Annotated in this window: 12 protein-coding genes and 1 pseudogene; 5 read left to right on the top strand and 8 right to left on the bottom strand. The window is 49.9% G+C overall.

All coding sequences use genetic code 11. The annotated features are described in order from the left end of the window. Position 1: 1 nt before the first annotated feature. The 4 genes from ABXT40_RS04390 to ABXT40_RS04375 form a co-directional block, all read right to left on the bottom strand. The gene (locus ABXT40_RS04390; protein WP_443646618.1) at positions 2-2,329 is read right to left on the bottom strand and encodes a xanthine dehydrogenase family protein molybdopterin-binding subunit; all 2,328 of its coding nucleotides are present in this window, start codon (positions 2,327-2,329) and stop codon (positions 2-4) included. Between the two features lie 62 nt (positions 2,330-2,391). Continuing rightward, positions 2,392-2,997, bottom strand: a complete 606-nt coding sequence (locus ABXT40_RS04385; protein ID WP_443646617.1) for a CDP-alcohol phosphatidyltransferase family protein — start codon at positions 2,995-2,997, stop codon at positions 2,392-2,394. A 5-nt stretch (positions 2,998-3,002) separates the two neighbouring features. After that, the gene (locus ABXT40_RS04380) at positions 3,003-3,698 is read right to left on the bottom strand and encodes a phosphatidylserine decarboxylase (RefSeq protein WP_443646616.1); all 696 of its coding nucleotides are present in this window, start codon (positions 3,696-3,698) and stop codon (positions 3,003-3,005) included. Between the two features lie 64 nt (positions 3,699-3,762). After that, complete coding sequence (locus tag ABXT40_RS04375) at positions 3,763-4,842, bottom strand: Ig-like domain-containing protein (protein ID WP_443646615.1); 1,080 nt, start codon at positions 4,840-4,842, stop codon at positions 3,763-3,765. Between the two features lie 106 nt (positions 4,843-4,948). Between ABXT40_RS04375 and ABXT40_RS04370 the strand changes: the two genes are divergently transcribed. Further along, on the top strand, positions 4,949-5,512 hold the full coding sequence (locus tag ABXT40_RS04370) for a TIGR00730 family Rossman fold protein (RefSeq protein WP_443646614.1): 564 nt from the start codon (positions 4,949-4,951) through the stop codon (positions 5,510-5,512). Between the two features lie 189 nt (positions 5,513-5,701). Here the strand turns inward: ABXT40_RS04370 and ABXT40_RS04365 are convergent, their stop codons facing one another. The 4 genes from ABXT40_RS04365 to dksA all read right to left on the bottom strand — a co-directional run bounded on the left by ABXT40_RS04365 (position 5,702) and on the right by dksA (position 12,841). Next, positions 5,702-7,933 carry an NADP-dependent isocitrate dehydrogenase gene (locus tag ABXT40_RS04365; protein WP_443646613.1) on the bottom strand — a complete coding sequence of 744 codons (2,232 nt, stop codon included), beginning with the start codon at positions 7,931-7,933 and terminating at the stop codon, positions 5,702-5,704. A gap of 76 nt (positions 7,934-8,009) precedes the next feature. Then, the gene (gene alaS / locus ABXT40_RS04360; protein ID WP_443646612.1) at positions 8,010-10,652 is read right to left on the bottom strand and encodes an alanine--tRNA ligase; all 2,643 of its coding nucleotides are present in this window, start codon (positions 10,650-10,652) and stop codon (positions 8,010-8,012) included. Between the two features lie 325 nt (positions 10,653-10,977). Beyond that, complete coding sequence (gene recA, locus ABXT40_RS04355) at positions 10,978-12,093, bottom strand: recombinase RecA (RefSeq protein WP_443646611.1); 1,116 nt, start codon at positions 12,091-12,093, stop codon at positions 10,978-10,980. Between the two features lie 340 nt (positions 12,094-12,433). Continuing rightward, positions 12,434-12,841 carry an RNA polymerase-binding protein DksA gene (dksA, locus tag ABXT40_RS04350; protein ID WP_443646959.1) on the bottom strand — a complete coding sequence of 136 codons (408 nt, stop codon included), beginning with the start codon at positions 12,839-12,841 and terminating at the stop codon, positions 12,434-12,436. 456 nt (positions 12,842-13,297) lie between these two features. Here dksA and ABXT40_RS04345 point away from each other — a divergent pair, with 456 nt between their 5' ends. From ABXT40_RS04345 to hemH, 4 genes and pseudogenes are all read left to right on the top strand, one after another. Beyond that, the gene (locus ABXT40_RS04345) at positions 13,298-13,882 is read left to right on the top strand and encodes a response regulator transcription factor (RefSeq protein WP_443646610.1); all 585 of its coding nucleotides are present in this window, start codon (positions 13,298-13,300) and stop codon (positions 13,880-13,882) included. A gap of 357 nt (positions 13,883-14,239) precedes the next feature. Then, on the top strand, positions 14,240-14,443 hold the full coding sequence (locus ABXT40_RS04340) for a DUF3553 domain-containing protein (protein WP_443646609.1): 204 nt from the start codon (positions 14,240-14,242) through the stop codon (positions 14,441-14,443). A gap of 180 nt (positions 14,444-14,623) precedes the next feature. Then, positions 14,624-15,842: pseudogene (gene hemA, locus ABXT40_RS04335) on the top strand (5-aminolevulinate synthase). 261 nt (positions 15,843-16,103) lie between these two features. Then, complete coding sequence (gene hemH, locus ABXT40_RS04330; protein WP_443646608.1) at positions 16,104-17,243, top strand: ferrochelatase; 1,140 nt, start codon at positions 16,104-16,106, stop codon at positions 17,241-17,243. The last annotated feature ends 486 nt before the right edge of the window (positions 17,244-17,729 follow it).

The raw sequence follows: 17,729 nt of genomic DNA, 5'->3' as shown, positions 1-17,729 counted from the left end.
CCTACTCTCCTTTATGCATCGGCGAATTGGCGGCTTTGGCCTTCATCGCATGAAAAATGGCCAGCGGCGTTGCCGGCATATCAATATGGGTAATGTCCAGCGCATCACAAATGGCCGAAATCACCGCTTGCGGCGCACCAATAGCGCCAGCTTCTCCCGACCCTTTGATGCCAAGTGCATTATTGGCACAAGCCGTATTGCGTGTGCTGATCTGAAACCCAGGAAAATGATCGGCGCGCGGCAAGGCGTAATCCATCAATGATCCGGCCAAAAGCTGACCCGAATCATCATAAACAACATGTTCCAAAAGCGCCTGACCAACACCTTGCGCAATGCCGCCATGAATTTGCCCCTCAAGGGTTAACGGGTTGATAACAAGCCCAAAATCATCAACAACATGATAGCTGGCAATCTCAACAGCACAGGTCTGCCGGTCAATTTCAAGCTCAATGATATGGCATCCATAAGGATAGGTTGCACCATCGGTTTCATAAGGCTGCGACCAATTCAGCCGGTGCTTTTCGCCGGAAATGGCAAGCTGGCGGACAAGGTCTTCAATCGCGATTGACCGGTTGGTGTCCTGCCGCAAAAACAGGCCATCGGTAAAATTCAGATCATCTTCGTCACATTCCAGCGTTTCGGCAGCAAAAGGCTTGGCAAGATCAATAATCTTTGCCGCTGCCACTGTGGTTGCCGACCCTAGAACCGCGGTCATTCGCGCGCCGCCGGTTGTGCCACGCGGGCTGCGGTTGGAATCGCCTTGTTTGACTGTAATCAGATCAGCATCATAGCCAAGACGGTCAGACAAGATTTGCGTTACCGTGGTTTGATGCCCTTGCCCGTTACATTGCTGCGAGCCATGAAGGATAATCCGCCCATCGTCCTGAAATTCAATATCAACACCTTCATCAGCGCCATTGCCGCATTGCTCGAGATACATACCAAAGCCGATGCCGCGAAGCTTGCCATTTTCAGCCGATTCCGCCTTGCGTTTGGCAAATCCAGCAACATCAGCCGTGGCGAGCGCCATATCAAATAGTTCGGTCATTTCACCTGAATCAATTGTGCCGCCACAAACCATCGCATAGGGAATTTGACTTGGCTTGATCATATTGACGCGGCGAACATCAATCCGACTATGGCCGGTTTCAGCGGCGATATGATCCATCAGCCGTTCCATCAGATAATTGGCCTCAGGCCGTCCTGCACCTCGATAGGCATCAACCGCTGGTGTATTGGTCATCACACCGATCACCCGCAGGCTTGCCGCCTGAATATCATAATTGGTGGTCAGGGTGCGGCTTCCCGAAAGCGTTGGAATATAGGTCGAAAAATTTGACAGCCATGCTCCCATATTGGCATGGGCGGTAACTTGAAGCGCCAGAATACGCCCTGTTTTGTCAATTGCCGCACGCGCCCGAGACCGGTTATCACGACCATGTAAATCCGACAGGAATCCATCAGATCGTCCCTGCTGCCACCGCACCATTTGCCCAAGGCGGCGCGCCGCCCATGCAATGCAGATTTGTTCAGGATGCAGAAAGATCTTAAAGCCAAAACTGCCGCCAACATCGCCGGTTTGAACCCTTACATCAACGCGTTCCATTGATAGCGCCTTGGCAATCTGTTCGGCAATGCCAACCACGCCCTGTGTTCCACACCAGATATCCAATGTGCCGTCTTTGGCACCAGGGGCAGCGACCATCGGGCGGGTTTCCATCGAATTGATCACAACGCGGCTATTCACCACATCGATCTCGATAATCTGATGGCCATCGGCAATCGCGGCGTCCATGGCGCGTTCAGTCTCGTCAAATTTGCCAGCCCCCCATTCAAAGGCAATGTTATTGGGGTAACAATCATAAAGCTGCGGCGCGCCATCTTTCATCGCTTCGTAGATATCAGTAACTGCTGGCATTGGTTCAAATTCAGCGTTGATTGATTCGATCGCGGAATCGGCAGTTTCCTGCCGATCAGCAACAACCATCGCCACAATATCGCCCGCATGACGATTGATATCCCGAACCATCGCCGGCTTGCTTACAAGCTGCATTTTACCGCCGCCAATTAGGGGCGGTCGATATTGGCAAAGAACATCACCAATATGATCGGCATCAAGATCAGCCTGTGTTGCGACAAGATGAACCCCGTCTATCTGCCGCGCTGCCTCTAGATCAATTTTCAGCAGGTGCGCATGCGCATAGGGCGCACGCAAAAACGCGACATGCAAGCCCTGTCCGGGCGCAATATCATCACTATAACGGCCAACGCCGATCAGCAGCCGCCGGTCTTCGACCCGCGCGGTAGATTGTCCAATTCCAAATTTCATTTATCCTGCGCTCCTTAAAGACCAAAACCGCTCCATTTGATCGTGAAGACGAAACCAAGCCTCTAGTCATTGAATTGGCGATATGCTGCGTAGATGCGGGTGCCAGTTGTCACCCAACATAAAATGCCAAAGATGATTGCCATAACACTGAAATGGTCAGGCCAGACCAGGATTGCAAGGATCAGCAAGATCGTTTCTGTCCCTTCGGTCAAACCGCCAAGATAATAAAATGCCTTTTTGCCGCGGATTTGGGTGGTGACATGATGTTTTTCGGCAAGAATGGCAAAGCCAAGAAAACTGGTGGCGGTGCCGATAAAGCTGAAAATCAGGAACGCTGCCGCAAGCGCGGTTTCTGGCCGCGCCACGGCAAAGGCCAGTGGAATCGCACTGTAAAAAATAAAATCGCTAACAATATCAAGATAGCCGCCAAAATCGCTTGACCAGCTGGCGCGCGCCACCGCACCATCCAGCCCGTCAATGACACGGTTTGCAATGACAAACCACAAGGCCGGATAAAACAGGCCGGCGACAACTAACCCCGCCGCAATCAAGCCAAAAGCAGCGCCAATAATCGTCACTTGGTTGGCAGTGACACCAAGCGTCACAAGCCCTCGCCCAATCGGGTTTAACAACCGGTCACTCACGGGGCGAAGCTGAGCGTCTAACATTGGTTCTAGCTCCGTTTTGTGCTTGGACTGCGGGCAAATTGTGCAATGCCGGTTTCGCCAGCGATCACATGCTGGCCCGTTTCGATCAGCAATTTGCATCCCGCCGGCACGAAAACATCAACAACACCGGCAATGCGCGCCATGCCAATCGGCGCACCAGCTTGAACAAATTTTCCTTCGGCCAGACGGCAAATCAATTGACGCGCGGTTTTGCTGCCAAGTTGCACAAGCATGATTTCACGGTCATAGGCATCACGAATACGGATTTCGCGGCGTTCATTTGACCCGCGCGCCGCCTGCCAGCTAGTGCGATCAAATCCCCATTTGCGAAACAAACCGGGTAACAGCAAATTTTCGACAATATGGCCGGTGATCGGACTTGTTTGCAATTGCGTATCAGTCAAACGCGTTTGAATGGTGATGCGTTTGGTGGGCGAGGCATCATCACCGGCAAGACTATCAGGGAATTGATCAGTTTCAATATCAAGAACAACACCATCTGCCGGTGCATAAATGATCTGGTCATCGGCTTTGGTTTGCCGGTTTGGCAGCCGAAGCCCATGCGCAAGCCACATCATAATGCCAAGGAAAAAACAGCCAAGCGGCAAAAAGATCATGCTTGTCAGGATGGTCACAATACCAGCAAGTGCCAGCACCGGCCAACCATCATCGGCAATTTTCCAGTCAGGTATGAAAGTCATGTCTTGGCCTCATTTCCGATAACAGCGCCATTGCTACGCATAGCAAAGCTGTATTACCGGTCATCTAATTTTTATCAGACGCCGCGGTAGATGATTGCGGCACGGCAAAAATCTGTTTCGGGAAAATCAGATCAGGATCGACAATATCTTGCTTGTTGCGCCGAACAATATCGACATATTTAACCCCCTCGCCCAACTGGTGATAGGCAATGCGCCACAACATATCGCCCTTATTAACCACGACCAGCGGCGATCCGTCTTGTCCCTTGGCCAGATCACGCGCTTTGACCGGCAGGTCATAACGGGCAATGATCTGATTGGCGTCATCGAATAACGCAAAGCGCAAATGATTCACCGCAATATCCATATCAAGACCGCCGGCCACCTGCCATGCGCCATCTGCTAAAACCAGCGCCTCACCAAATTGCCCTTTGGCATCATTAACCGCAACCCGAACGCCGCCTCTTGCTGTGCCGGATATCAGAATACGGCTTGCATCGCGCCAGACAATCGCACTTGGTGCCAATGCCGCAATTTGGCTGTTGGCTTGGAGTTTTGCTGGGGCTGCCTCGGCCGTTTCGGGCATCGCCGCATCAGGCGACTGGATTAGCACCGGCACCTCGGTCGCGGTTTCCGGCAAGAGCGCAACGAGTGGTTTGGTTTCGGTATCTTGATAAATTTCAATAGCCAGACTGCGATCGGCCATTTCGGTTGTTCCGTCGCTGCGTTCCATAGCAACCGAGATCAAATGCTGGCCAGCCGCAAGTGATTTTTCAAGCACAATCACCCATTCACCATTTGCATTGGCAATTGTTTCGCCAAGCAGAATGTCGCCTTCAAAAATACGGATTTTTGCATTCGGCGCCGCCGTGCCAGCAAATACCGCTGCGCCATCGGGCTTGACGCGTGCAAGATCAATCATCAAAGGAGCTGCAGGCGTGGCATCGGTTGGCCGCAAGCTCGTGCCACTATCCTCGCTGGCATCCAATGTTTCAGCCTTATCAGCTGCCGGTTTCGACAACTCAATTGACGGGCTTTGTGGATTAACCTGTTGGTCACCCTCATCATCAAGAAGCACCATCGACAAGGCGATCGCAACAAGCACCCCGCCTACCGCAAACAGAATATAAAGTATCGATCGCACTGATGTGGTTTCCTGTTTGTTGATGAATGACTGTTAACAGAGTAATACTAATTGCGTTAGGGTTCAATGTTAGTTAACTGCAGCCTTGGCATCAAAAGGGATTTCGATGAAAAAAATTTGTGTTTTTACCGGCGCCGCCTCAGGCATAAACCCCCTATATAAAGACGCTGCCTATCAGATGGGACAAATGATCGGGTCACGCGGTCTTGGGCTTGTTTATGGTGGCGGCAAAATGGGTTTGATGGGCGCGGTCGCCGATGGGGTGCTTGCTGCCAATGGCCGCGTTACCGGCATTATTCCGCAATTTCTTGATAATGTTGAGGTTGGGCATAAGGGCGTTACCGATCTTCACATCATCGATTCGATGCATGAACGAAAAGCCATGATGTATGATATTTCAGACGCCTTTGTCATTTTTCCCGGTGGCCTTGGCACACTTGATGAAACCATGGAAATCATCACATGGCGCCAACTTGGATTGCATAACAAGCCGATTATAATCGTTAATTTAAACGGTTATTGGGATTCGATGTTGATCATGTTTCAGAATATTATTGAGCAGGGCTTTATGCATCATGGGCATGCAGGTCATTTTCATCAGGTAGATGATCTTGACGGTCTGATGGACAAGCTCGATCAGCTGTTCCAGTCCGACCATTTACAGGCCTAGCAAAGAAGGCCTGGCAAGCGCGCCAAGCAATGGGGACAAGGCTTATTTTTTAGACGCGCCAATAAGCGCGTTATCATCACATGAAAATCCCCGATAATGATGGTCACATGGAACATCACTATCGGGGGTTATTTTCGATTTGGCGAGGTAATTTACCGCCAAAAATATTTGCCCAAAAAATTTGGGCAATTAGCCGATGATGCTATTCAGCGTCGCGCTTGGGCGCATCACCAATGCCACCTTGTCACTGGCAGCATGATAATAGCCGCCAAGATCGCATGGTGTGCCTTGGGTTGACGCCAATTCGGCAGTGATTGTCTTTTCATTATCAGCAAGCTCCGTCGCCAATGCGGCAAAATCATTGGCCAGATCCTGATCTTCGGTTTGAGCGGCAAGGGCCTGCGCCCAATAAAGCGCAAAATAATAATGGCTATCACGCGTGTCGGTCTGGCCAACACGGCGTGACGGCGATTTATCATTTGCCAACAGCAATTGCGTTGCGGCATCAACCGCTTTGCCAAGCAGGCCAGCCTTTCTGTTACCAGTCGATTCAGCAACAAAATTCAAAGATTCACCAAGCGCACAAAATTCACCAAGCGAGTCCCAGCGCAAATGGCCTTCTTCGACCAATTGCTGAACATGTTTTGGGGCTGATCCGCCGGCGCCTGTTTCAAACAGACCGCCGCCATTCATCAGCTTGACCACAGACAGCATTTTTGCCGATGTGCCAAGCTCAAGAATAGGAAATAAATCAGTTAGATAGTCACGAAGTACATTGCCGGTGATTGAAATGCAATCTTTGCCAGCGGTGATGGTTTCAAGTGAAAACCGGGTCGCCTCATGCGGCGCCATGATTTTGACCGACGCTTCATCAACGCCAAGCTTGGCAAGCATTGCTTTCACATAAACAATGATTTCCGCATCATGTGGGCGTGCCGCATTCAGCCAGAACACGGCCTCGGCACCGGTTGCCTTTTGACGGGCAAGACCAAGCTTAACCCAATCTTCAATCGGTGCCTGATTGGTGCTAGATGATCGCCAGATATCGCCTTTTTGCACCTGATGCTCATGCAAAACTTCGCCATTTTCGAGAACATAGCGAACCACACCATCTTCTGCCATTTGAAATGTTGTTGGATGTGATCCATATTCTTCGGCCTTTTGCGCCATCAGGCCAACATTGGATACTGATCCGGCTGTTGTTGGGTCAAGCGCGCCATTTTCTTTAAAGAAATTAATCGCTTCCTCATAAACAGGCGCATAGGAATTATCCGGAATGACGCATTTGCAATCTTGTTCGCTGCCATCTGGCCCCCAGCCCTTGCCGCCAGCGCGGATTAAAGCTGGCATTGACGCATCAATAATCACATCTGATGAGACATGGAAATTGCTAAGCCCTTTATCCGAATTCACCATGTAAAGCGGTGGATTGGCGGCAAAGCAAGCCGCAAGATCGGTTTTAAGTTCAGCGCGTTTTGGAGCCGGAAGCGCGGCAATTCGCGCCTCAAGATCGCTAAGCCCCAAATTATAATCCATACCCAATTCGCGCAAAACATCATCATGTTTGGCGACAAAATCTTCAAGCAGCACGCCAACAGCCTGACCAAAGATAATCGGGTCAGAGACTTTCATCATCGTTGCTTTTAGATGAACCGAAAATAAAACAGATTTTGTTTTGGCATCGGCCAGCTCGTCGCGCAAAAAGGCGCGTAAAGCAGCCAAGGACATGAATGAGGCGTCAACAACGGTTCCCGCCTTTAGCGTCAGGCCTTCTTTTAAAACAGTGACCGCGCCAGCCTTGTTTTGAAATTCGATTTTTGCCTTACCAGCCTGATCAGCGCTCAAAGTTGCCGATTTTTCATTCGAGAAGAAATCACCTGATGACATTGATGATACATGGGTTTTTGAATCAGCCGCCCAAACGCCCATTGAATGCGGATTGTTCTGAGCATAGATCTTGACCGCCTGCGCACTACGCCGGTCAGAATTGCCTTCACGCAGAACCGGATTAACCGCACTACCCTTGACCGCATCATAACGCGCTGCAATGGCGCGTTCTTCATCATTTGCTGGTGCTACCGGATAATCGGGAAGATTATAGCCTTGCGCCTGCAATTCGCTGATCGCGCCAACAAGCTGGGGAATTGATGCTGAAATATTTGGCAGCTTGATCACATTGGCAGCCGGTGTTTTCACCCATTTTCCCAATTCAGCTAAATCATCCGACTGGCGCTGGGCATCGGTCAGAACTTCGGGAAATACGGCAATCACACGGCCGGCAAGCGAGATATCACGTCGCCCAATCGTTAACCCAGCAGGCTTTACAAAACGATTGATAATCGGCAGGAGCGAGGCACTTGCCAATTCTGGGGCTTCGTCCACTTTTGTATAGATTAAATCTGGGTTGGCTGTATCTGACATATTCTTTGCCTTTTCATATGATGACCAAAACACACCCCGTGATTGGGGAAAACGTAACTGGACTTTTTGGCCAGTTTTATAGGGCGGCTGAGACCGCTTTTAATGCTTCGGCTGCTTTGCTGGCATCAGGGCCACCGGCCTGCGCCATATCAAGCCGTCCACCGCCGCCGCCGCCGCCAAGCGCCGCCGACCCAATCTTAACCAGATCAACCGCGCTTTTTTGACCAGCAAGATCCGCCGTAACGGCGACAACAATCGACGCTTTGCCAGCATCAGTCGCAACAAGACAGATCACCGCATTTTCAACCGATGATTTGATTTCATCGGCCAGTGATTTCAATTCGCGTGCCGGCGTGTCTTCGAGCAACCGCCCAACAAAATTGACGCCATTGACAATATTACTGCCATTGTCTGCACCGCCACCGCCGCCAGCGGCCAATTTACGCCGCAGCTGACTGATATCACGTTCAGCCTTTCTACGGTCTTCAACAAGTTGGGCAACACGATCGGCAAGCTGGTCGGGCGCAATCTTCAACAGATCAGCACTCTTGGTCAAAATGGCATCACGCGCATCAATCCACGCCAGCGCGCCTTCATGCGTTACCGCCTCAATGCGGCGCACCCCGCCAGCAACAGCCGATTCCGAAATGATTTTCAATAGGCTGATATCGCCAGTTCGGCCAACATGGGTGCCGCCACATAATTCAACCGACCATGCCTTGCTTGGATCATCATCGGCCGCACCGCCCATTTGCACAACGCGAACTTCTTCGCCGTATTTTTCGCCAAACAGCGCCAATGCGCCAAGTTCAATCGCAGCGTCAGGCGTCATAATGCGGGTTGTGACATCCGAATTCATCCGAATCCGTGCATTGACGATCTGCTGAACCTGATGCAATTCATCAGGCGAAACCGCCTTTTGATGGGAAAAATCAAACCGCAGCCGGTTAGGGCTGACAAGCGAGCCCTTTTGCGCCACATGATCGCCGAGCACAAGCCGAAGCGATTCATGAAGAAGATGCGTTGCCGAATGATTGGCGCGAAGCCGCAAACGGCGCGATACGTCAATCTGCAACCGAACCTCTTGCCCCTTGGCAAGCGTGCCAGAGATATTTTCGACATGATGGATAAACAAGCCTGACGGGGTTTTCTGGGTATCGGTGACGCGGGCGGTGCCATTGTCCCAGCTAATCGTGCCAATATCACCAACCTGACCACCCAATTCGCCATAAAACGGGGTTTGATTGACAATCATCCGCCCTTTGCCAGCTGTGCCAATTTCTTCAATTTCGTCATTACCATCAACAAGCGCGGTAACAATGGCTTCGGCTGAGTCTGACGTGTAGCCCAAAAATTCTGTCGGTTCTAGATTTTGCGCCAGATCAAGCCAGATGGTTTCAGTGGCGCTGTCGCCCGATCCGCTCCATGCACGGCGGGCATTGGCCTTTTGTGCATCCATTGCGGCGTTAAAGCCATCAAGATCAACCTGCCAGCCATAACCCCGCATGAAATCTTGGGTCAGATCAAGCGGAAAGCCAAAAGTATCATAAAGCTTAAAGGCGGTTGCGCCATCAAGCGTGCCACCGGCAGTCTTACCTGCCAGCTCGTCATTCAAAATGCGAAGGCCGCGACCAAGCGTTTCTTTAAAACGGGTTTCTTCCAGCTTTAGCGTTTCGGTAATCAGCGATTGCGCACGGCCTAACTCACCATATTGCGCGCCCATTTCGGCAACAAGGGTTGGCACAAGCCGGTACATGGTCGGCTCAGCGCACCCCATTTGGTGAATATGGCGCATCGCACGCCGCATAATCCGGCGCAAAACATAGCCGCGCCCCTCATTTGACGGCAAAACACCATCGGCAATCAAAAAGGATGACGCCCGCAAATGATCTGCCACAACCCGATGCGATATATTATGGCTTCCATCGGCATCAATATCCGAAACATCTGCCGACGCCTCAATCAATGCCCGCATAAGGTCAATGTCATAATTATCATGCTTGCCCTGAAGTACCGCCGCGATACGTTCTAGCCCCATGCCTGTATCAATTGACGGCTTTGGCAAAGCGATACGTTTGCCTGGCGTCTGCTCAAATTGCATAAAGACCAGATTCCAGATTTCGATAAAGCGATCACCATCTTCATCAGGTGAGCCTGGCGGACCGCCCGGGATATGGTCGCCATGATCATAAAATATTTCCGAACAAGGCCCACAAGGACCGGTATCGCCCATCGCCCAGAAATTGTCGGATGTGGCAATGCGGATGATGCGGTCATCTTTCAGACCGGCGATTTTAGTCCACAGATTGGCCGCTTCATCATCTTCATGGTAGACCGTGACAAGCAGTTTTGACGCATCAAGTCCATATTCCTTGGTGATCAAATTCCACGCCAATTCAATGGCATTTTCCTTAAAATAATCACCAAATGAGAAATTACCAAGCATTTCAAAAAATGTATGGTGACGCGCCGTGTAGCCGACATTTTCCAGATCATTATGCTTGCCACCAGCACGAACACATTTCTGCGCTGTTGTTGCCCGAACATAATCGCGGGTTTCGACACCGGTAAACAGATTTTTAAATTGCACCATGCCCGAATTGGCAAACATCAAGGTTGGATCATTCTGAGGCACAAGCGGGCTTGATGCGACAATTTCATGCCCGTTTTTGCCAAAATAATCCAGAAAAGTGGCGCGGATATCATTCACACTCGACATAAGACTGCCCCCAGCACAGCGTTTGGCTTGTCACGTTTGGTTTGCAGCGGCCCTGCCATCACGGCAAGCAGTCATTTATGGCGCCGCACAACGCCCAATCAATAGCGGTTATTATCTACCCGCCACAGGGGGTGTCTGTCTAGATTAACTTGATGCAAGCTTGACGCTTTTTAGCAAAGACGGCGATGGCGGCAAAAGCCCTAATTCTGGCAATCGCATCACAAAGACAAATGGCCAGCTCCAAACCGGAACTGACCATTTCACACAATTAACGATCTGACCAAGCCTATCCCCATAAAGTTGATGGGTTATCGGCGATAAAACCTTATTTTGGCATTGTCGGTGTATCGGGCAGATCAGGCGTGTCTGGCACTTGTGCTTCTTCGCTTGACGCGATTGATGTATCAAGCATCTGATCACCAACAAGACCGGCATTTTGCCGAATGGCCGCTTCGATTTCGGCTGCCAGTTCGGTATGTTCACGAAGGAACGTTTTGGCATTCTCGCGACCTTGGCCAATGCGCTGTCCCTTGTAGGAAATCCAAGCCCCAGATTTATCAACAATTCCAGCAGCGACGCCAAGATCGAGCAATTCGCCCATTTTGGAAATGCCTTCGCCATACATAATGTCAAATTCGATGGTGCGGAACGGCGCGGCAACCTTGTTTTTCACCACTTTGACGCGGGTCTGGTTACCAACAACCTCATCACGATCTTTAATCGCACCAATCCGGCGAATATCCAACCTGACCGAAGCATAGAATTTCAGCGCATTACCGCCTGTGGTGGTTTCCGGATTGCCAAACATCACACCAATTTTCAAACGAATCTGGTTGATGAAAATTACCAAGCAATTTGAACGCGCAATTGACGAAGTGAGTTTGCGAAGTGCCTGGCTCATCAAACGTGCATGAAGCCCGACATGATGATCGCCCATTTCGCCTTCAAGTTCGGCACGCGGCACCAAGGCGGCGACCGAGTCAACAACAAGAACATCAACCGCACCTGAACGAACCAGCGTATCGGTAATTTCCAGCGCCTGTTCACCAGCGTCAGGCTGCGAGATCAACAGATCATCAATATTGACGCCAAGTTTGCGTGCATAAGACGGGTCAAGCGCGTGTTCAGCGTCAACAAAGGCACAAGTGCCACCTTCTTTTTGCGCCTCGGCAACAGCATGAAGTGCCAGCGTTGTTTTGCCTGATGATTCTGGGCCGTAGATTTCAATAATCCGGCCTTTCGGAAAACCACCAATGCCAAGGCCAATATCAAGCCCAAGCGATCCGGTTGAAATTGACTGAACATCGACCGCAGATTCGCGTTGGCCGAGTTTCATCACCGACCCCTTGCCAAACGCCTTTTCAATCTGGCCAATGGCCGCTTCAAGCGCCTTGTTCTTGTCGTCACTTTTCATTTTCATATCCACTACAACCCCAGCCATTTATGCCTCCTTAGTTGCACAACCACCGCCCCCCTGTCCATTCACTTTATAGTCCATACACTTTATATTCATGCATTTATATCGATGCTCATAATCACGCCAATTGCGGCTAATGAATTTGAGCCTTTACACTTTGGCGTGACGAAACGCCTGAAATGCCGGACTGGGGCTTTTTAAAATTTGCACCATATTTGGTAACAAGACCCTATTATGTACTTGTTTTGTTCTAATTGCAAGGATATTTTCACCTTTTGTTCTATTTTATCCGTTTTCCAAAAGAAACGCCCATACCATTTCAAGATACGGGCGTAGGGTCGGTTTCAAAATTTTGGCAAATGCCCTAATCGTCGCGATGGACACGTTCCATGCGTTCATGGCGTTCTTGCGCATGAAGACTTAACGAGGCAATGGGCCGCGCTTCGAGGCGGCGAAGATTGATTGGCTCGTCAGTTTCAACGCAATAGCCATAGCTGCCATCATCAATGCGGCGCAGGGCCGCTTCTATTTTCTGCAATAATTTGCGTTCACGGTCGCGGGTTCTAAGGTCAAGCGCAGCATTGCTTTCAATTTGCGCGCGATCCATCTGGTCTGGCTGATGCAGATTTTCCTGCGACAGGCCGGTAATGGTGCCGCTGGCATCATCCAATAATTCGGCTTTCCAGGATTCCAACTTTTTCTGGAAATATAAAAGCTGAAGCGGATTCATGAAATCTTCATCTTCGCTTGGCTGGTAATCATCGGGAAGCATATTTTGGGCAATCGACCCAGCGCCAGCTTTTGTCTTTGGTGCCACTTTGGCGCCATTTGTCGTTGTCGCCTTGCCATTTTTGGGCTCGGCAATCTCTGCTGTACCGGAATTCAGCTTCTTGTTCTTCATTTCATCACCTTCGCAATCAAATTGAAGTTGGCGACCAAAATGGTGCCCCTAAAAAGAGGGCTGTGAATTACACCAATTCAACCTGAACTGCAAGGGGATTTTGGTCAAAAGGACCTATCTGAATTCGCCTAACCATGAAAAAACATTATTAAAAAGTTAATCACGCATATGTAATTTGTTATCACTCTCTTACCCGCCTACCCTTTTGATAGCCACAATTAAGCGCGATATTTTGAGGGTTTTTTGATGCGTGGCAATGGTTCGGTTTCGTTCGCGCATGAGAAAATGAAATGACGTATTAACCGTTTAAAAGAGAGAGTTTTCAAAATGCATGTACTCATAGTTGAAGATGATCCAATTGTTGCAGATGTTCTTGGCATGACATTAGAAGAAGCTGGGCATTTCAAAACGACGGCAAACACCATCGAAACGGCCCTATCTGAGTTAAAGCATAATCGAATCGATGCAATTCTGCTCGATCTTAACCTGCCTAATGGCGATGGCACACGACTAGCGCGGCTTGTTCGCAAAAATCACATCCTTGTCCCGATATTGGTTATTTCCGGCAACAGCAGCATTGATGAGAAAATCACCGCACTTGGCGCCGGCGCCGATGGTTATTTGACTAAACCATTTGACCGATATGAATTGATGGCAAATCTCGATGCCATCATGCGGCGGTCACGTGATCACGGTGCTGCAACGATTTCGGTCGGCAATCTAGTTGTTGATCCAAGCCGCAATTACGCCAAGGCTGGCGAAACGCGACTTGAGCTAACCGCCAAAGAATTTCAGATCAATGAGTTTTTGGCGCTGCGAAAAGGTGCTGTTCTTAGCAAAAATGCATTTTTGAACCATCTTTATGGTTGCATTGATGAACCGGAACGAAAGATCATCGACGTGTTTATATGAAAGCTGCGGCACAAACTTGTTGAAAATGGCGCCGAAGGCATAAGCGTTGATAAGGTTTGGGGGCACGGTTACATCCTTCGCGAAACGCGATTATCAAATGCTTGAAAAAGCAGGCTAGCCGTCGCCCCTTGTTTGTTGAGGCTGTGCCTGTCCCCCTCCAATTCATCTCCCGTTTGGACCGAGTTAGCACACAGCCTCACAGTTACCCACCAGCCTAGCGATCTCTTAAAACGAGATTAACCCTCCTATGCTACCTCTATTTGCAATTGGAGCGGCTTGGGGTTTTTTGTGTCAAATGGGCTTGCCAGCCGCCACCCAATCATGGCAGGAAAGCCTCGGTGCCTTTGAGCGCTTTTCGTGAAAAAACCCATAGGATATCCGCAATTGCTTTATTTCAGCCTTGGTGATTTTGTGATCCATCCGGATCGGCCCGATTGGGGCATTGGTCAGGTTCAATCTATCGTTGGGATGAATGTAACAGTTAATTTCGAACATGCGGGTAAACAGATGATTAATTGCAACATTATTGCTTTGAACGCTGCACCGCGCCCGACCAAATAAATATCTAGTTGTCGCCCTCTGCTGCATAATACCAATCCATCTTTTGGCAGGACCCAATGTCGCATGGTATGATATGCCATAATGCTGTAATGAAACGCCTCAAGTTTTATATGGATTTTTCTGGCCATTAATTGTAGCAACCGCATCGCCGAATGCACGCGCGCCGCAGGAGATATATTCGTGGATTATCGCGAAGTTTTGAAAAGCAAGCTAAACCAGCTAAAAGGCGAAAGCCGCTACCGGACCTTTATTGAGCTGGAGCGTCAAACCGGCTGGCATCCGCATGCGCTGTGGAACAGCCCTAACGGGCCAAAAGATGTCGTTATCTGGTGTTCAAACGATTATCTTGGCATGGGGCAGAACTCGGATGTCGTCAAAGCATTGACCAGTGCCATTGATGTTCATGGTACTGGCGCTGGCGGCACCCGCAATATTTCCGGCACCAGCGCCGCCATTGTTGCGCTTGAGAGAACTTGCCGATCTTCATGGCAAGGAACGTGCCCTTGTGCTGACAAGCGGCTATGTTGCCAATGAAGCCAGCATCAGTGCCATTGCCGGTTTATTCGATAATGTGCTGACTCTATCCGACGCGATGAATCATGCCTCGATCATCTCCGGCATTCGCTATGCGCGCTGTGACAAGGAAATTTTCCGCCATAATGATTTGGCACATCTTGAAGAATTGCTTGCTGCCCAGCCAATTGACCGGCCAAAGCTTATTGTTTTTGAGTCGGTCTATTCGATGGATGGAGACACTGGCCCGATTGTTGAAATTGTCGAACTTGCCGAAAAATATAATGCGCTGACCTATCTTGATGAAGTTCATGCGGTTGGTATGTATGGCAATGAAGGCGGGGGCATTGCGCAAATGCGCGGTGTTCAAGATCGCGTTGATATCATCCAAGGCACTCTTGGAAAGGCCTTTGGCGTTGTGGGCGGCTATATTGCAGCTGATGATGTGATTTGCGATGCGGTTCGCAGCTTTGGATCAGGTTTTATTTTCACCACTGCCCTGCCACCAGCCTTGGCCAGCGGGGCATTGGCTTCGGTTCAGCATTTGCGCCGCAACTCGCATGAGCGTTTGGCACAGCAGCGTCAGGCTAACAAATTGAAAGCAAAATTGCACGAAGTTGGTTTGCCCATTCTGGAAGGCGACACGCATATCATTCCAGTCATGGTCAAAGACGCGGCAAAATGCAGCCAGATCTGTCAGATTCTGTTAAATGATTTCGGCATTTATGTGCAGCCGATTAATTATCCGACCGTACCGGTGGGTACCGAACGGTTAAGGCTTACCCCAGGCCCGCTGCATACCGATGCGATGATTGATCATCTTGTGGACTCACTGCAAAAGGCATTTGCCATCGCAGGCGATACCGATGCCCAGCAAACTGGTTAAGCAAACTGGCCCAACCGAGCCGGCTCAAGCAAATTGGCCCAAGCAACTCAGCCCAACAAAATGGGTTAGTCCACCCATTGCCGCCAGAGGTTTTTGCGAAAAAACCAATGTGCATTATTAGCAAGGCTGGATTTCGCCACCCATAGCCCCTACATTAGAGGCAGTCAGGCGTTTTTGCCTAGTTTTGATGTTATGGTCGCTGTTCGGTGAACAGCGCTCTGGCGTTTTTAGTGCCTTTGCGGCTGTTGATGGAACGTGATTATGCCAATTACCCCTACCCCTTCCGATCACCCTCATTTCCCCGGCCGCGGCAAAACCGGCCTGCTTTTGGTCAATCTTGGCACGCCCGATGGCACCGACACGCCATCAATGCGGCGCTATCTAAAGCAGTTTTTATCCGACCGCCGCGTGATCGAGGTGCCGCGCCTGTTGTGGTGGCTGATTCTGAACGGCATTATTTTGAATATCCGCCCCCGCAAATCAGGTGATGCTTATGCACGGATTTGGCTGAAAAACGATCCAGATGGATCACCGCTTCGCCGCATCACCCGCCTTCAGGCCGAACATGTCGCCAACAGCTTTCAAAGTGATGAACTGATCACTGACTACGCCATGCGTTATGGCAAGCCGTCAATTCAATCGCAAATGCAAAAGCTGCAAAATGCCGGATGCAGCCAGATTCTGGTGATGCCGCTTTATCCGCAATATGCCGCATCAACGACCGCAACGGTCAATGACGAAGTGTTTAAATGGGCGCTTGATCTGCGATGGCAACCGGCCATTCGCACCGCACCGCCATGGCATGACCACCCTGTCTATATCAAGGCTTTGGCAGATTCGGTTCGGCAATCGGTCAAGAAAAACGGCATGCCTGATGATCTGGTGATTTCATTTCACGGCATTCCCAAAAGCTATTTCTTGGCGGGTGATCCCTATCATTGCCAATGTTTGAAAACAGCCCGCCTTCTTCGTGAAGAACTTGATTGGGACAAAGATCATTTTCACGCGACCTTCCAATCGCGGTTTGGGTCGGAACCTTGGCTTCAGCCCTATACCGACAAAAGCGTTGTGGCACTCGCCAAAAATGGATCGAAACATGTTGCCATCATGGCACCCGGTTTTGTTGCTGATTGTCTGGAAACATTGGACGAGTTGGATATCGAACTGCATGAAGAATTTTTGGAACATGGCGGCGAGACATTTAGCTATATTCCCTGTTTGAATGACAGTCCGGCTGGCATGAAGGTGATTGAGCAAATTGCCACTGAAAATCTGGCCGGTTGGGTGGACACACCGAAAAAAGGCACAGTGAAAAAAGCGGTTGCGAAAAAACCAGCCGCAAAGAAAGCTGTTGCGAAAAAGCGGGTCGCAAAGAAAGCCGCTGCAAAAAAGCGCCGCTAAACCAAATCTGGTCGGGCTTGAAAAAGTCGCTGGCTAGATTTTGCTTTTTAGATTGGGCTGAGGGCTCTGCCCAATAGCGCGGCTATGGCAAGATTTAATCTGACGGGAATTTTGGCCTGTTGCCAACGCAAAAATGGTCTTTTGTCGATACTCATCGCTAGCCGCTGCCCCTGCCAGATGTAAATTTTCATGTGATCGCCATCACCGCTTTGCCGCACTCGTGAAACTTTTACGGCTTTCAAAAACAAATTCTGTTCATTGTGTCTTTTCATGCAAGTAATTGTAAGCTCGTACAGCAAAGCCTTTTCATTCTGAATCAAGGATGTTATACAGTCGGTCTCGAGCGAGAGCTGCGACGACACGGCTCTGGGTCAGGATGGTAACAGGCATATTCTAGTGTCTCAAAAGCGCTATCAGCTGTTGGTGAATTGGTAAAAAACCGCAAAAATTACCAGCAATGATGTTTTATTGAGAAATATTCCTCTA

The organism is Candidatus Ponderosibacter sp. Uisw_141_02 (genome assembly GCF_048087665.1).
Taxonomy (GTDB): domain Bacteria; phylum Pseudomonadota; class Alphaproteobacteria; order Puniceispirillales; family Puniceispirillaceae; genus UBA3439.
This window is presented reverse-complemented; position numbering and strand designations above follow the sequence as displayed.

What these genes read in the sequence shown, in the direction of transcription:
- ABXT40_RS04390 (WP_443646618.1), bottom strand. Translation starts at nt 2,329, where the DNA reads ATGAAATTTGGAATTGGACAATCTACCGCGCGGGTCGAAGACCGGCGG.
- ABXT40_RS04385 (WP_443646617.1), bottom strand. Translation starts at nt 2,997, where the DNA reads ATGTTAGACGCTCAGCTTCGCCCCGTGAGTGACCGGTTGTTAAACCCG.
- ABXT40_RS04380 (WP_443646616.1), bottom strand. Translation starts at nt 3,698, where the DNA reads ATGACTTTCATACCTGACTGGAAAATTGCCGATGATGGTTGGCCGGTG.
- ABXT40_RS04370 (WP_443646614.1), top strand. Translation starts at nt 4,949, where the DNA reads ATGAAAAAAATTTGTGTTTTTACCGGCGCCGCCTCAGGCATAAACCCC.
- ABXT40_RS04365 (WP_443646613.1), bottom strand. Translation starts at nt 7,933, where the DNA reads ATGTCAGATACAGCCAACCCAGATTTAATCTATACAAAAGTGGACGAA.
- alaS (WP_443646612.1), bottom strand. Translation starts at nt 10,652, where the DNA reads ATGTCGAGTGTGAATGATATCCGCGCCACTTTTCTGGATTATTTTGGC.
- recA (WP_443646611.1), bottom strand. Translation starts at nt 12,093, where the DNA reads ATGGCTGGGGTTGTAGTGGATATGAAAATGAAAAGTGACGACAAGAAC.
- dksA (WP_443646959.1), bottom strand. Translation starts at nt 12,841, where the DNA reads ATGCTTCCCGATGATTACCAGCCAAGCGAAGATGAAGATTTCATGAAT.
- ABXT40_RS04345 (WP_443646610.1), top strand. Translation starts at nt 13,298, where the DNA reads ATGCATGTACTCATAGTTGAAGATGATCCAATTGTTGCAGATGTTCTT.
- hemH (WP_443646608.1), top strand. Translation starts at nt 16,104, where the DNA reads ATGCCAATTACCCCTACCCCTTCCGATCACCCTCATTTCCCCGGCCGC.